Origin of the sequence: Clostridium folliculivorans, from assembly GCF_024341905.1 — a bacterium.
Lineage (GTDB): Bacteria > Bacillota > Clostridia > Clostridiales > Clostridiaceae > Clostridium_AR > Clostridium_AR folliculivorans.
Map to the genome: position 1 here is coordinate 151,352 of NZ_BQXY01000002.1, position 17,133 is coordinate 168,484.

General features: G+C 29.8%; 9 protein-coding genes. All 9 read left to right on the plus strand.

The annotated features are described in order from the left end of the window. The first annotated feature begins 107 nt into the window (after nucleotides 1-107). The 9 genes from OCU55_RS07080 to OCU55_RS07120 all read left to right on the plus strand — a co-directional run bounded on the left by OCU55_RS07080 (nucleotide 108) and on the right by OCU55_RS07120 (nucleotide 17,024). Nucleotides 108-836, plus strand: coding sequence for a nitroreductase family protein (locus tag OCU55_RS07080; protein WP_261851627.1), 729 nt, complete (start codon nucleotides 108-110; stop codon nucleotides 834-836). Between the two features lie 242 nt (nucleotides 837-1,078). Next, a complete protein-coding gene (locus OCU55_RS07085; RefSeq protein ID WP_261851628.1) occupies nucleotides 1,079-3,076 on the plus strand; it encodes a PAS domain-containing sensor histidine kinase in 1,998 nt (665 codons plus the stop codon). A 20-nt stretch (nucleotides 3,077-3,096) separates the two neighbouring features. Further along, complete coding sequence (locus tag OCU55_RS07090) at nucleotides 3,097-5,331, plus strand: MASE3 domain-containing protein (RefSeq protein ID WP_261851629.1); 2,235 nt, start codon at nucleotides 3,097-3,099, stop codon at nucleotides 5,329-5,331. 375 nt (nucleotides 5,332-5,706) lie between these two features. Next, complete coding sequence (locus tag OCU55_RS07095; protein WP_261851630.1) at nucleotides 5,707-8,709, plus strand: exonuclease domain-containing protein; 3,003 nt, start codon at nucleotides 5,707-5,709, stop codon at nucleotides 8,707-8,709. 274 nt (nucleotides 8,710-8,983) lie between these two features. After that, nucleotides 8,984-9,310, plus strand: coding sequence for an ArsR/SmtB family transcription factor (locus OCU55_RS07100; protein WP_261851631.1), 327 nt, complete (start codon nucleotides 8,984-8,986; stop codon nucleotides 9,308-9,310). A 127-nt stretch (nucleotides 9,311-9,437) separates the two neighbouring features. Continuing rightward, nucleotides 9,438-11,792 (plus strand): YhgE/Pip family protein, encoded by a 2,355-nt coding sequence (locus tag OCU55_RS07105; RefSeq protein ID WP_261851632.1) that lies wholly within the window; start codon nucleotides 9,438-9,440, stop codon nucleotides 11,790-11,792. A 408-nt stretch (nucleotides 11,793-12,200) separates the two neighbouring features. Then, nucleotides 12,201-15,956 (plus strand): alpha-L-arabinofuranosidase C-terminal domain-containing protein, encoded by a 3,756-nt coding sequence (locus OCU55_RS07110; protein WP_261851633.1) that lies wholly within the window; start codon nucleotides 12,201-12,203, stop codon nucleotides 15,954-15,956. Nucleotides 15,957-16,251: 295 nt separating this feature from the next. Further along, complete coding sequence (locus OCU55_RS07115) at nucleotides 16,252-16,605, plus strand: hypothetical protein (protein ID WP_261851634.1); 354 nt, start codon at nucleotides 16,252-16,254, stop codon at nucleotides 16,603-16,605. A gap of 50 nt (nucleotides 16,606-16,655) precedes the next feature. Beyond that, nucleotides 16,656-17,024, plus strand: coding sequence for a hypothetical protein (locus OCU55_RS07120; RefSeq protein ID WP_261851635.1), 369 nt, complete (start codon nucleotides 16,656-16,658; stop codon nucleotides 17,022-17,024). Nucleotides 17,025-17,133 lie beyond the last annotated feature (109 nt).

Consider the following 17,133-nt stretch of genomic DNA (forward strand, 5'->3'; position numbering starts at 1 on the left):
AGTAAAAATTAAAAAAGATTGTATATAAAATCAAATTTGTTGACATAAATGAAAAGCGTAATTATGATTAATTTAATTACAAGTATAACAAACATAGGAGAGTTTAAATGGATATTTTAGAAGCAATAGAGAAAAGAAAATCTCGTAGAAGTTATTTGTCTACACCAATAGCAAAGGATAAGATTGAAAAAATTGAAAGCCTTATATCTAAATATAATGAAGAAGGCGGTATATCAATACAATTAATTGAAGATGGAAGTCATGTGTTCAATGGATTAAGAAAGAGTTATGGAATGTTTTCAGGCGTTAAGAGTATATTGGCGCTTATTGGAAAGGCTGAAGATCCTCATTTAGGTGAGAAGCTAGGATACTATGGTGAACTTTTAGTACTTGAGGCAACTAAATTGGATTTAGGAACTTGTTGGGTAGGTGGTACTTTTGATAAGAAAACTCCAATTGGTAAGCTGGCAAATGATGAAATCTTAGTTTGTGTTATTCCAATCGGAAATGTTGAAGAAACACAAACTATAAAGGAGAAACTTATATATAAAGCATCACATCGAAAAACAAAATCAGTAGAGGAGTTTTACACATCAATTGGAAATGTTCCTCAATGGTTTTTAGAAGGAATCAAGGCTGTACAAAAAGCTCCTTCAGCTATGAACACTCAAAAGGTAAAATTTAATTATAATGAAGGGAATATAACTGCAGGAATAGAAAATACTTACGTCTTTGACTTAGTTGATTTAGGAATTGCTAAGGCTCATTTTGCTATTGCAGCAGATGGAGACTTCGAGTTTGGTAACCCAGGAAAGTTTTTAAAAAATACAAAATAAATTTAATTATAAAAACCTCTAAAGACATATCGAATAAGTCTTTAGGGGTTTTTATAACATTTAAAAGCTTATTAAAGTATACTAATCAGAGTAAATAACCGACTTATTAACATAATAGCATATTATGTTGTAATTATATGAAAAACATACAAATAAAGGGTTGGTGTAAGAGGAATTTCGCAAAATATGAAGAACTATAGTAAAATGTGAAATTTTTTCTAACATATGGAGGAGTTGATCAGATGTTTGAAACAACAGCTGTTGACAATATTGAATTTGAGGATGAAGAAAGAAGTAATCAGATATTAAATTTAGATTTTACTTGTTTTAATTATATGCCTGGCGCAATTGTAGTTCAAAAGGATAATGAAATAGTTTTTGTTAACGAATCACTTCTTAAAATTATGGAGTGCGATTATGAGTGGATATTGGGAAGTTCAATATTTAATTTGCTTGAAGAAGAAAATGATAAAGTATTTATTAATCAAATGAGAAAACGTTTAAATGTAGAAGATGGTAAATACAAAATCAAAAATCCTAGGGGAAATGAAATTCATATAGAACTAAAATGTAAAGATGAAAGAGTTGGAGATAGTATTTTTTTATTTGTAGATATAAGGGACATCAGTAATGAGAAAAGAAAATTCGAAGCCATTAAAAATCGTGGCGATAGATATAATGATATTCTTGAAAATCTCCCTGTTAGTATATATGTAACAGTTGATGGGAAATTTGAGAAGGTCAATAAAGAAGGGCTTAGATTGTTAGGTGTTGAGGACTTTGAAGATATAAAAGGTAAAAGCATGATGCCTTATGCCCATCCTGATGATGTGTATCATATTAATAATAGAAAAGATATGTTATACAATAAATTAAAATCAGTGCATTTTGAAGAGCAAAAAGTTATTAGACAAGATAATGAAGTGCTGACGGTTGAAGCAGCTTCATTCCCTTATACTGTGAAAGGATTAAAAGGAGTTGTGACTACTATTAGGGATATATCAGAACGGAAGCAATTGGAGATTGAACTTAGTGAAAGCAGAGAATTGTACAAAAGTTTAATTGATATATTACCTATAGGGATAAGCATACATGATGCAAAAACATTTTCTTTTGTTAGTGATTCATATCTAAAGATATTAGGATATGATAGTCCCAATGAATTGGTTGGAAAGAAATTAGGTAAAGTTGCAAATAAAGAATTTCATGATGTTGTCACTGAAAGATTAAACTCTCTTTTAGGTTGCAATATAGTGTTGCCACCTATTGAATATAAGTTTGTTACGAAACAAGGCGATTTAATTGATGTTGAAGTTATATCAGTGAGATTTTCTCATAATCAAAAGGTAAATATTATTTCTACAATAAGAGACATTACAGAAAAAAAGAAAGCTGAAGAAAATAAGTTGCTTTTAGAGAAAACTTTAGAGTATGACAGGTTAAAAACTGAGTTTTTTTCGAATATTTCTCATGAATTGAGAACTCCTTTAAATATATTGCTAAGTTCTTTACAGCTTATAGAATTATATGCTGTTGATGATACAAATCCTAAGATAATGGATATAAAGAAATATTCTAATGTAATGAAGCAAAACTGCTACAGATTGCTAAGACTTATAAATAATTTATTGGATATAACGAAGATAGATTCCGGCTATTATGGCTTGAATTTTCATAACTACAATATTGTAAAAATAGTTGAAGATATAACACAATCTGTTGCATCTTATATGAGAGAAAAAAACATCCAAATAATATTTGATACTGATGTTGAAGAAAAGATAATTGGGTGTGATGAGGATAAAATAGAGAAAGTAGTTTTAAGCTTACTTTCTAATGCCGTAAAGTTTACTAAACCTGGAGGGAAAATAGATGTAGCAGTCCAAGATCTAGGGGATAGAGTTAAAATAAGCGTAAAGGATACAGGTATTGGAATTCCAAAAGACAAACTAAATTCGATTTTTGAGAGATTTATTCAAGTTGACAAGTCATTATCTAGAACAAGCGAAGGTGCAGGTATTGGATTGTCTCTAGCTAGGGCTTTGATAAAGATGCATGGTGGAACAATTAGCGTTACAAGCGAATATGGAAGGTTTACTCAATTTGATATTGTACTTCCGTTAAAAAATATTGAAAATGAGAACATAATATTAAATTCGGATCAATATTTAGATAGATGGATAGCGAATAAAGATAAAGATGAGAGGGTTAACATAGAATTTTCTGATATTTATATCTGACATAAAGGGGTTTTATAGTTATGTTAAACAATAAGTACGAGGTAATATGTAAGGACGTTAATCAAAAAATAATTATAAATATAATAGTTACATTTATAATTGTACTATTTATATCCTTTATTTTATCAATAGTTATATACAATAAATTTTGGGCTTTGGATAAAGAGTTGGTTCATATGACGCTTGAATTACTAAGTGTTTTTATGGGGGTATCTACTTTCTTAATAATATGGAATAGGCACAGTTCAGAAGAAAGCATAAATTTTATATTAGGATTTGGATACTTAATCGTTTCAGTAATGGATGTAGTACATACTTATTTTTATAAATATATTATTTTACATGATGTTGCTAATAGTGATGCATCTTTAAAATATTGGCTGCTTGCAAGAATTATAGAAGTTCTTACTTTGTTGATGTTTTCGTATTTACCATATAAAAAAAATGGTAATAAGTATATTGCTATGTTTAAAACGCTAGTACTTATAAGCTTTCTATTTTATATTTTACAAATAAATAAAAGATTTACCCCTTCATTTTACACTGTAAATGGAATTACGCTTTTAAAAATAATTCTAGAGTATTTTATAATAATCTTAGCTGCTTTAACTTTATATAAATTAAAAAACAACCTTGTTACAAAACAATTGATTAATTTTAAATTCCTTTATATATCAATTCTTTTGATAATTCCTTCAGAGGTATGTTTTACACTTTTCAAAAGCCCAGATTCAATTTGGGTGGTATTTGGTCATGTTTTAAAGATATGTAGCTATTATTATCTTTATAAGGCAGTTTTTCAAAGTTTGATTAATTATCCTTATGATCAATTAAATGAAAATAATCAAAGGCTATCTGATATTCTTAATGCAATACCTATACCTATTCATACTTACAATTTGAATAATAAAGTTGATTTTGTTAATAACAAATTTGAGGAACTATTCAAATATTCAAAGAAAAGTATTATAGGCTTAAATGATTATGAAATATCAAAAGTTTTACGTAAGGTAGGAAATAATTATGAAAACTCCTTACCATACAGAGTAAATAATAATGAAGAAGAAACTCAAAATATAATTAGAACTTATTTAGATTCACATAATAAAGAAATAAAGGTTTTGATTAATGCTCATAAGATCAAGGGCGGTGTTCTTATACTTACAAATGATATTAAACAAGAACAACAAATAGAAAATCTAAATCTACAGGCTCAAACTATATTAAATTCTATATCAGTACCTACAATGATAATTGATTATAACGGAGAAATAATCGCATGCAATAGTTACTTTGCTGATTTAGTAGAAGTTGACTATAAAGATATAATTAAAATGAACACATATGAACTGAACAATCTTCTAAAATTGAATAATAATGAAGTTCACCAAATATTTACACCAATTAATTTTAGAGATGGTAGAATCGATTGTGTTATTGAGACTCCAAGTGGGAATAAAAAAAATATACAGATAAGTACGTCTGTGATAAAGAATATTTATAACGAGAGAATTGGATTAATGATAGTTGTACAAGATGTATCTAAGGTGAAAGAGAATCAGATAAAATTGATAAACCAAGAAAAATTAGCTTTGCTTGGACAGATGGGGGCTACCATTGTCCATGAAACAAGAAATTTTTTGACGACAATAAAAGGAAACAGCCAATTAATACAGCTATATACTGATAATGATAGAATCAAAGGCTTTGCCAATAAAATAAATTCTGATACTGATGAAGTAAATAGAATTATAAGTGATTTTCTAAATTTGTCAAAACCAAGAGAAACTGAATTAGAAGAAGTAGCATTTAATGACTTAATCTCATCAATGAAAAGTACTATAAAGACTTCATCATTAATGAGCAAAGTTCAAGTGTCGTTGGAATTAGATTATGACGAAAGATATATATTATGCGATGAGACTCAAATTAAACAAGTTATACTAAATATTTGCAAGAATGCAGTTGAGTCGATGGAAAATGTCTCGAATCCTAAATTACTTATAAGTACAGGGCTTAATGAACAATCTAAGGAAGTATATATCAAAATAGAGGATAATGGTAAAGGTATGAGTGAAGCTATAATTAAGAAGATAGGAACGCCTTTCTTTACAACTAAGAAAACAGGTACTGGCCTTGGTCTTAATGCATGCTATCAAATTATTAAAGAGCATAAGGGAAGAATTGAGATAGATAGTAAGGTTGGTATTGGGACTACTTTTACAATAATTATTCCATATTTGGATGAGGATTAATTTGAAATTAAAAAGACTATAATTTCTAATATTAAAGTAGAAATTATAGTCTTTTTAATGTTAAACATTTAATACTACTGACATCCATATGCTTTCACCTACTTCCAATTTTATTTACTATTATTTTGTATTATAAATACTATTATTGAGCAGAAAATATGGAAATTCATAAAATGTTAACCAAATCCTTAAAATTCAATACTATTGTAGAGAAATTTAGTTCGAGATATAATAGAAAAATAAAAAGAAGCATATATCAGCTGCCAAGTTTTCCTATGTATATACTCGGAAAAGCAGATTCGCAAAAAAAGCTCACTGAAGAAGGTGGCTTCGGCAGCTTTTTTACAGATTACTAATGAAAATCGAGGAGAAAGTATGGATCCCTTTAGTATATTAAATAATGTAGTGTTTTTGGATATTGAGACAACTGGTCTCAATCCACTAGAAGATAGAATAATAGAAATTGGTGCAGTTAAAATAAAAGATGGTATAGTTGCTAGATTTAGCAGCCTAGTTAATCCTAAAATAGAAGTCCCACTAAACATTCTTGATTTGTGTACTGGAATAAATCAAGAAGCATTGGATTGTGCACCTGAATTAGATGAAGTTATGGCTAAATTTGTTGACTTTATTGAAGAACTTCCCTTAATATGCCATAATGCAGCTTTCGAAAAGAGCTTTCTAACAGTAAAAAATAGTTTTTTAGACTCTCTTGAGCTAATTGCTATTCTTTTTCCTGAGTTTCATGAATTTAATCTTCAATACTTAATGAAAAAACTTTTACCTAAGGAAAGGAAAGAAATACATAGAGGACTTAGTGATTCAGAAGATACTATAGAGGTAATTAATCATGCTATTAGTATATTTTATTTTGAAAATGGTTTTACTATTCCAATGAGTATAACAGAGCTAGAAGCATGGGATTGGTATAAATACCTTACAAATATTAATATGGATGATGTTAAATATTTTATTTCTAATATTCCTTCAAAAACTAAGGTGGAAAATAAAAAACCATATACTATCTTTGCGCTTAAGGATTATGAAAAGCTTTTTGAAAATGAAGATATATGGAAAAGAAATAGAAGTGATTATAAACTTAGAACTCAGCAAAGAGATGCATCTAAGTTCATAAAAGAAGGTTTAGAAGGAAACAAGTTTACTATAATGGAAGCCCCTACAGGACTAGGTAAAAGTATGGCATATTTGCTGCCTGCGTCTATTTACTCTCATTTGAGAGAAGAGAAAGTTATTATTTCTACTAACACAAAAGGACTTCAGAATCAGTTGGTAGAGAAGGATATTCCAAACCTTTTAGAGGCATTGAATATGAAGAATGATATTAGTTATACTTTAATAAAAGGGAAAAGTAATTATTTATGCTATGATAGATTTGAAGATATAGAGTATCCGAAAGATATGAAAAGTCTTATAGGATATATTTATTTAAAGAGATTGATAACAGAAAAAAGTTTTGGTGACATAGAAGAAATTAATTACCTAATAAAAGAGAAGTTTAATTTAAATGGTTTGCTAGATCAGTGTTTTTGTGACTCAGAGCTTTGTGATGTAGACAGTTGTAAATATCGAGATATGTGCTATTATGCAGCTAAGGTGGAAGCATTAAAAGAATCTCAATTAATAGTAGTGAATCATTCTTTATTAGTTAAGTGGCCCTATCAGAGTCTAGCTCCACTTGAAAATATCGTGATTGATGAAGCTCATAATCTTGTACAGGAAGCTTATGATGCTTTTGAAGAAACACTTATATCATACGAGTTTCATAAGTTTTTAACAGAGATATATGATGAAGAAGGAAAAAATGGTTTTTTATATTACCTTTCCCTCCGAGCAAAAAATAATAATTTACCTTTAAAAAATATACAAGTAGGAATAAATCGTTGCTTAGAACAGCTGGACAATGTAAGACTAGCTTTTGATAACTACATAAATTCTAACTTAATAAGTAGAGATTATAATATAAAAGAACACTTGAATAAAAATAATCCTAATATAACACCAATTATAAACTGTTTACAATATTTGAAAGAAGATGTAGCGGACTTAAATTTAAATATTGATAAGGCCGTTAATGTTTTAAAAGAGATAACAGCTCTAGAGAAAGATAAACGACTTAAGATAATGATTGAAAAAGTTGAAGCTATAAGTGGATATATTAAGTTAATTGAAAATGTGATTGAACAAAGTAAAAATGACTACTGTTTTTATTTTGAAGTTGAAAAAAGTCTTAAATGGTGGAAGATATCAAGCATTCCTTTAGATGTTTCAAGTGATTTTTATGAAAAAGTTCTTAATGGAACTAAGAGTTGTTTGTTTATATCTGCTACATTAAGTACGGATAATGGATATAATAATTTAAAAAATAACTTAGGAATCAACATAGCTAAATCCCAAAACAAAGAAATACTAGAGGTACCTCCTATAGAGCCGGTTTTTGATTATAAAGGAAGAAGTGCAATATACAGTTTTGATGGTATGGATCCAAATGATATTGGAGCTTTCTCGGAAGAAATGAAAAGTTTTGTTTTAGAGCTTTTAAATAACATTGAAGGAAACATAATTATTCTTTTTACAAGTAAAAAAAGATTGCAAGCTTTTAAATCAGCTGCTGCACTGGAACTTAAAAATTTAGGGGTAAGAATTGTAGAAGGAAAAAAAGACATAGAAAAACTTAAATTGAGAGAAAAAAGATTTATACTTTTAGGATCAAAGGGCTATTTTGAAGGAATAGATATTCCTGGAGATACTATGACTACTGTAATCTTGGATAAGGTACCTAATATTAATAGTAAAGAACCATTATATAAATCTTTAGTTGAAAAGGGGCTTGAAAAAGGAAAAGATTATTGGCAATCTTATGCGAATGTTAATTTTCCTGTTGTATCGATTGATCTTAAACAAATCTATGGAAGAATTATAAGAACAGAATATGATTATGGAGCACTTTTTATCATGAGTAAATTTGATAGGAACAACTCAACAATTAGGAAGCTTGAAAAACAGCTACATGGCGTTCCTATAATTAGAAAAGAACAAGAAGATATTTTTGAAGATTTAAAACTAAGAACAATAAGATGGAAACAAATGAATCTTTACAAAATAATGAAAGAAGTTAAGAGTATTTTAATAGAAGAATTAGAAGGTAAGAAACAAAAAAATGAACTTTTCTCTATAAAAGATGTTGAGCTTTACTTGAATAAGTTTATGTCAAAGGAATATGAAAAAAGGAATTTGAAGTATGATGTAAATATTTGTCTTTCTGAACAATTAATGATTTATATAAATGAAGTAAGAATAAATCTAGGAAATAGTGAAAAAGCTATAACACAATACTTTAAAGATATATTAATTCTTTAAGTTTGTTTTGTATATGTTATTAAATTAAGTGGTTATCAATCCTATGCTTTATAACCACTTAATTTTAACAATACTATTAAACAAAGCCTAAATTAACGTATATATAATAATTTATAAGGCAAAATTAGTTATTATAACTACATAATGTAAAATAAAAAAATAAGATTTTCGTGTAATTGTATACATTATTCGACATGTATTGACAATGAAATTAGAAAGTTTTATTATATTAATATGTTTAAGAGATTAAACCAATAAACGATTGGAGGTTAATATGGATAATAGGCCAAATAAACAGCAAATCATAGATACATTTAGGCAGTGCATTCCTTATTTCAATGTTTTAGCAGATGAAAATAGACAGAATATAATCATGCTTTTAGCACAGGAAGAAGAAGGGCTTAATGTAAATAAGATTACTGAAGGAATTTCACTTTCTAGACCTGCAATATCGCATCATCTAAAGATTTTAAAGCAAGCAGGTTTTGTAGCAATAAAGAAAGTAGGTACAGAAAATTATTATTTTCTTACACTAAAAAGTCCAATAGAAAAAATTAAGCTACTTATGAGTTTTATAGAGGGCACTTGTCATTTTAGATAAATTTTTTGTAGTGTTGGTTTAATTGATTAAACGAATAAACTAAAATATTATCCATTTTGACCCCCAAGTTAAAAAACTTATCTTACATGATAAGAAAATAGTAGCAATATTTAAGGGAGGTAAAAGAATGAACAGAAAAAATAGGACAAGCAGTAAAAAAACATTAATTATTATTTTAAGCATAGCATTAGCAGCAGTAATGTTCATACCAATGCTTTATTCTTCTATTTACCTTGGAGCATTCTGGGATCCATATGGCAGACTTGACAATGTGCCAGTAGCCTTTGTAAATATGGATAAGTCAGTTACTAAGGATGGCAAGGAGTATGCAGTAGGAAAAGAACTTGAGAAGAATCTAAAAACAAATGATAAAGTAGCTTGGAAGTTTGTGAGCTATGAAGAGGCACAAAAAGGAGTAAAAGGTACTGACTATTATGCAATGATAGAAATACCTGAAGATTTTTCAAAGAAAATTGCAGCTTCACAGGATGGAACATTTAATACTCCTGAGGTAATTTATGAAGGAAATAAAGGAAGAAACTTCGTGTTTTCTCAAATATCAGAAAAGGTAGCAGAAAGTATAAAGACTGAAGTGAGTTCAAGTATTCAGAAAGAGATCTCTAAAGCATTAGTTGACAGTTTATACGATGTTAAGGTTTCTATAAAAGATGCTGGTGATGGTGCCGCAGAGTTACAAGATGGTACTCAGAAGCTTTTAGATGGAAGTAAAACTTTAGCTGACGGACTAGGTACTGCTGCAAGTGGATCAGGCCAATTAAGAGATGGTTTAATGCAAGCAAGTAACGGAGCTACAACTCTTGAAAATGGAACTAAGCAATTATTAGATGGAAGCAATGCTTTATCAAGTGGCCTTAATCAAGCGTCTAATGGATCAGGAGATTTAAAGTCAGGATTAAATACACTTTCTAATGGAGAAACTCAGGTTGTTGATGGTGCTGGAAAATTAGTTGATGGCCTTAATGCTTTTAAACAAAGCTTAACAGCTAGCAATGATCAAATACCTAAATTAGTAGGTGGTGCTAAGGCACTTAGTGATGGAACTTCTGCATTAAAGTCTAGTGCAAAAGATTTGACTTATGACAATGTTAAAGCATTAGCAGATGGAGTTAATTTAGAGAGTGGTGCGATTAGCAATGCAAATAGCAAGATTGATTCAAGCCTTCTAAATGATATTAATAATTCAACTTTAACTGATGCCGATAAGCAGAAGTTAGCCTTGATAATCGGAACTATTCAAAACTTAAATACTGTTAATCAAAATAATAACCTAGGTGGGCATCTTTCAGGTTTAGCAGAAGCAGTAAAACCGCTACCTGATACTTTACAGCAGCTAAGTGACGGTTCCAAGAATCTTTATTCTGGTATAAATCAATTAGTAAGTGGCCTATCAGAAACTCAAAACAAGGCAGCAGCTGGTGCAGATCAGCTCATAGCTGGAGCAAAGGCCATTCAAAACGGAAGCTCTGCTTTACAAACAGGTTTAAATACAGCAACTGAAAAAACTGGTGAGCTTTCTAATGGTTTGAATCAGTTAAGTGTTGGTTCAACTTCAATAAGTGATGGATTAAAATCTGCCAGTGCTGGAACTACTAGTTTAAAAGATGGATTAGATACAGCTGTGGTAAAGACTGGAGAATTAACAGATGGACTTAATAAGTTAAGTAGTGGATCCGTAACGCTAAAGAATGGATTAAATGATGCTAACGATGGAACTGCTAAACTTAAAGATGGACTAAATAGTGGTTTTGATAAAATGAATGAGAATTTGAAGTTTAACTCAGATAATATGTCTAAGTTTGTATCAGAACCAGTTACCCTTAAGGACAATTCAATAAATGCTATTAAGTATTATGGAGAAGGACTTGCACCATACTTTGTATGTCTATCTTTATGGTTAGGTTCGATGTTTATAAACCTTGTATTATCAATAGCGAAGAAACTTAATGTGACTGAAAATAAGTTTATTAAGAGCTTTGGTGGCAAATTTGCGTTTGGTGCAGCAACGGCAGCTTTACAAGCCTTGATTTTAAGCTTTGCGTTAGTGAAAGGTCTAAATATAGATGCTACAAGCATAACAAGCTTTTATATAAGTAATATTTTTATTGCAATTGTGTTCTTTAGTGTAATGTATGGAGTATCTCATGCTATTGGGGTAATAGGAACACCAATAATGTTTATTATATTCCTTTTACAGCTATCATCTTCAGGAGGAACATTCCCAATAGAGACTGCTCCAACTTTTTATAGAGTTGTTGGTCAAATCTTCCCGATGACCTATGCGATAAATACACTTAGAATGATTATAGGTGGAATAAATACGTCAGTGCTACACAAAGATATAATTATTCTTTTAACATTTATGATTGCTTTCTTAGGTGGTGGATATACCTTAAGGATAATACTTAATATGTTTAAGAGTAAAGATAATGATGATGATGCTCAAGAGTTAAATGCAGCATAAATAAACAAAATAATTTAATAATATATAGAGAAAAAGTAGTTCAAATTGAACTACTTTTTTTGCATTTCAATTAGTTTTTTAAAATTAATTTATTAATTATAATAAACTGTTTCTTTATTTTAATATTATAAATAAGATAAATCATTATTTTAATATAATATGAATTAAATGTAGCAATATACAGTAGAAAATACTTATAATTATAATTTCTAAAAAATGAAAATACTATATGAAGCTAGTGTGTAATTGGTTTTATCAGGTGCTTAACAAGGATTTACAGTTTGCTTTTTTGGATATTAACATGCCAATTATAAAATTATAAATTGACATACTATTTTATAATAAGGTAAAATAGTTTATATAAATATAAACTATTAATAAACAAAATGGTATGAAGGGAGATATTACATGAGACAGTATAATAGTAAGGTTAATTATAGTGATAATATAATTGCTCATTATAAATTTGATGATTTAAATCACGTAGGTAAGGATAGTTCTGATAACAAAAACCATGGAGAAGTATTAGGAGAAGTTGAGCCAACTATTAATATAGTTGCTGGTAAAACTGCTGTAAAGTTTGCAGGAGGAAGCCATAAAACTTCCTACATAAAGTTACCTTCTAATTTACTTAAAGGTGTAAATGATAACACTGGGTTAACTATATCAACATGGGTATATTTAGATAAAGGATTAAGTGTATGGGAGAGAATTTTTGATTTTGGAAAAGGACCTGTTGGGCCATATTTATTCTTAACTCGTAATTTACGTGGTGTCTTAAACTCAGGTGCAGATATTGTTGCTGATGCTGGACAAACTTATCCTGTAGGAGAGTGGCTCCATGTTTCATACACGATTTTGGGAACAGAAGGAGGAACTTTAAGTAGTGCCGGTCCAGTCATATATGTTAATGGTAAGATAGTTGCAAACGGATTAATAAGTCAAACTTCTAGCGGAACTTATGCAAAACTAAGAGAATGGTTTGACACATTTAATAATGAAGAAAATTATAGCAGCAACAGCATAGGTAAATCTCAACATGAAGTGGATGTTGATTTCTGTGGTTCACTTTCTGATTTTCGTGTTTATCGAGCAGCTTTAAGTGAAGATGAAGTTATTGAGGTTATGTGTGAATCTTTGACTGATGATGGAATAGTAAATTTAGCAAAAGACAAGTACTTATCATTTCCAGCGTCTGTTTTATCAAATGATGTAACCTTACCTACAACTTTGATGGGTGGAAAAGTAAATGTTTACTGGCAATCAAGCAATAAAGATGTTATAACTGATGAAGGTGTAGTAAAGGCCATAGAAAAACCTCAAGGAATAACAATTACTGCTAAGTTACAAAAGGGGAGTTATACAACAGAAAAGTCTTTTGAAATATCTGTTCTTCCTAAAGATCTCCCACAATATACACTAACAATTGATGGAAGCAATGAGGTTGTTGATATAAGTGAAACATTATATGGACTATTTTATGAAGATATAAATAATGCTGCTGATGGCGGAATATACGCAGAGCTGGTAAGAAATCGTTCCTTTGAAGCATTTACTTTTGATACTTATTCAGTAAACTCTGGAGAAAATGCAGTTTCTACAGGAAGAAATCATACTCCTTTAGAAGCTTGGTATGGAGATTTAGATAAGGTTACAGTTAAAAATGAAGGTGGATTAAATGATTTTTTTAATATAGAAGATAAAGAAATAAACTCTTATTATGTAACAGTTGCCAGTGGTGCAACTATATCTAACAGGGGCTTTTCCGATACTAATAACTATTGTTCGATGTTTGTAAGAAAAGACGCAAAATATGACTTTACAATTTGGGCAAAAGCAGAGAAAGAATCTACTATAACACTTGAATTAAAAGATAGTGATAATAATGCTATTAGTGATGTGGCGGTAGTTAAGGTAGCAGGTAATAATTGTTGGAAAAAGTACGGTGTAGAAAGTAAAGTTGTATTAACTGGCTCTAAGTCAGTACTTGGTCAGCTTGTGTTAAGTTTTGAAGGTGAAGTATCAATTGATATGGTATCTTTATTTCCTGAAGATGTATGGGGAATCTCTGAAGAAGAAACCTCAAAGACTGCTAACTCTAACTATAATGGCAATCCCAATTATAGATTGAGAAGAGATTTGGTTGAGGCTTTAGTAGAACTTCACCCAACCTTCTTACGTTTTCCAGGAGGATGTATTTCAGAAGGATCATTTATATGGGACAATGTTTATGATTGGAAAGATTCTGTAGACAATGTTGAGTTACGTAAGGAAAATTTTAATGTATGGGGATATGGTATGACAATGGGACTTGGCTACATGGAATACTTCCAATTAGCTGAAGATCTAAATGCAACACCACTTCCTGTAATGGCCTGTGGAGTTTTATGTCAGGCTCGTTCGGACTATGCTAACCCAGCAGGAGGAGAACTTAGAGATAGATATATAAATAACTTTACTGACCTTATAGACTTCGCAATAAGTACTGATTTTGAAAATAATAAATGGGCAAAACTACGTAAAAAGATGGGACATGAAGCAGCTTTTGATCTTCATTATTTAGGAGTTGGAAATGAAAACTGGGGAGTAGAGTTTTTTGCTAGTTTTGAAATATTTAAGGCAGCAATTGATGAATATATGGAAAAGAATTATCCAGGCTATGTACTATATATTATTTCAACTGTTGGAGCCCAGGCTGATGATGATGCGTATCAAAACGGTTGGAAGTTCTTAAGTGGTAATTTAACAGGAACTGCAAAAGTAAGCTTTACTGACGGTAAGATAAGTACTGAAGAAGAAGTATCTTGGTATAAGAAACAAAGCCATTACATGGAAACAATTGCTGATGAACATTATTATCGTTCAAATCAATACTTACTAAACAATGTTGATAGGTATAACTATTATTATAGAGCTTATAATACTGACGGTAGTTTAAATGAAAATGAAACTTCAAAGGTCTTTGTCGGAGAATACGCTTCTACAGATAAGAATACATTAGCAGGAGCAATAGCTGAAGCAGCAGTAATGACTGGTTTTGAAAACAATTCAGATGTAGTAAGACTTGCAGCAACAGCACCTTTATTCAACAAAGTATTAACTGATGATGTTTATAGATGGACACCAGATTGTATCTGGTTTGATGATGAAACAGTATGGCATACACCAAACTATTATGTACAACAATTATTTGCTAAATATATAGGAAAGAAAGCATTAAAGACTTCTTTCTCAACTTACAGAAAAGGTGAAAAGAAAGAATTAATTCCACATGGAGGCATTGAAATTGCAACTGGAAATGCAGAAATTACTATAAAAAGTGTAAAGGTTATTTGTAACGAAAGTGGGAAAATAATTTTTGAACAAGATTTCACAAAGGAATTAAGTGATCTTTGGAGTATGATTCCAGGATCAACAGGCTATACAATTGATTCAACAAAAGGTATAGTTCTTAAAGCTCAAGCATCAGGTCTTAATGGATTATATATTATGAATGATAAATGGAACAATTATAAAGTAGAAGTCTCAGCCTCTAAAATTAATGGGGTTGACGGATTCTATGTTGGAGTAGGGCTAACTAACATTGAGCTTGAAAGTAAAAATGTATTAGAGTATGCAATTGCTTACAGTGGTAATGCTACTGGTGTGAAAGTTTTTAAAAATGGGGTAGAGGGCTATACTTTAGGCGATTATTCATCTAGTACAGCGGCTGGAAACTTAAGGGCTTCGGCGTACGAGGAAATTAAGAATGATACAGCGTATACTATTACAGTAAATTATGGTGGAACTACTGGTTGTAATTTAGTTTGTTCATATAATGATGGCTCAAATTATAGTAAAGTATTAGAATATAAACTTGAAGCTTATAATGACCAAATATTTAATTCAGTAACAAGAGATTCTGAACATGTTTATATTAAACTTGTAAATGCGGACAACTTTAATAAAAAAATAAATATAGACATTCAAGACATTAGTTTATCTGATAGAGCTAAACTAATTCTATTAACTGGAGAAGAAGATATTGTTCATCTTCCTAATGTTAATAAGAAGAATGATGAAAAAATTATTCCTGTTGAGGTGGAAGTTGAATTAAGTAGTAACTGTGTAATATTAGATTTACCATCAAACTCTGTTAATGTATTAGTTTTTGATATAATATAAGGACTTGTTAAAGTCTGTATTGGAATTAAGCGGTTAACCATCAGATAAATCTTATGCATAACCACTTTATTTCAACAATATTCTTAAACATTGGTTAAAATTAAATAAGCAACAATAATGGCAGGTAGTAAAGCAAAGCTACCTGTCCTTATTGTTTTGAAAGTTATATAAAATTAAGCTTTTCTTAAGGTTGAATATACGGTTCTATAGTTTACTTTAAGTTTAATGGAGAGTATCATGTATTTATAAGTTATGCAAATTTTTGTAAATTAAGGATTTAGGGAGAGTGAGAAAAATGTATGTTATACCACAAGTATTGCCAACAATTTTCGTAGTAAATAAATCTGATCAAGATCTAGAAGATATATTTATTACTATAGAAGATTATAGAGCAAAAGACCCTAAGATAAAAAAAATAAAATGTGGAGATACCAAGACTATAAGCATATATAACAGAGGTTATGCTGGAACAAAAGCATTATATTTATATCATTATGACAAAAATAACGTGAAACATCAGTATATAATATATGATCAAATGACCGCTGGTTATTGTAATAATATACGAGTGTTGATTACAAGTGTAGATAAGACAGGCTCTCTACATTTCAGTGTTACCTTAGATTATGACAATACAAGAACTCACTGAAGAAGATCACTTCAGAGACTTTTATAAAATTCAAAAATGGGGGAATTAATATGCCAGGATTTTCTGGAACAATGATAATGCAATCATGGCCTAATATATATGTTGCTAATAAGACTGGAAAGCAGATAAATGATATCTATTTTACTATGGATGGATATACGAAGCCAGATGTTAAAGTTAAAAAAGTAAAGAGTGGAGCAACTACAATAACTGCAATATATAATAAAGGATATATTGGAACAAGAACACTATACTTATATCATTATGATGAAAATAATTATAAGTACCAATATGCAATTTATGATAAATTAGTTGCTAATTATTCAAACAATATAAAAGTAACAATAAAGGATATAAAGGAAGACGGTACATTAGTATTAGATGTTATAATCGATTATGATCCATTGAAGACTCACTAATGATATGGAAAAATGCAATAGGGTTCCCATAAGTTACCTAGTCTACAGCTATTTTATAATATATAATTATAAAAAGAATAACTGTAAGATTGGTTAAATTAGGAACCCT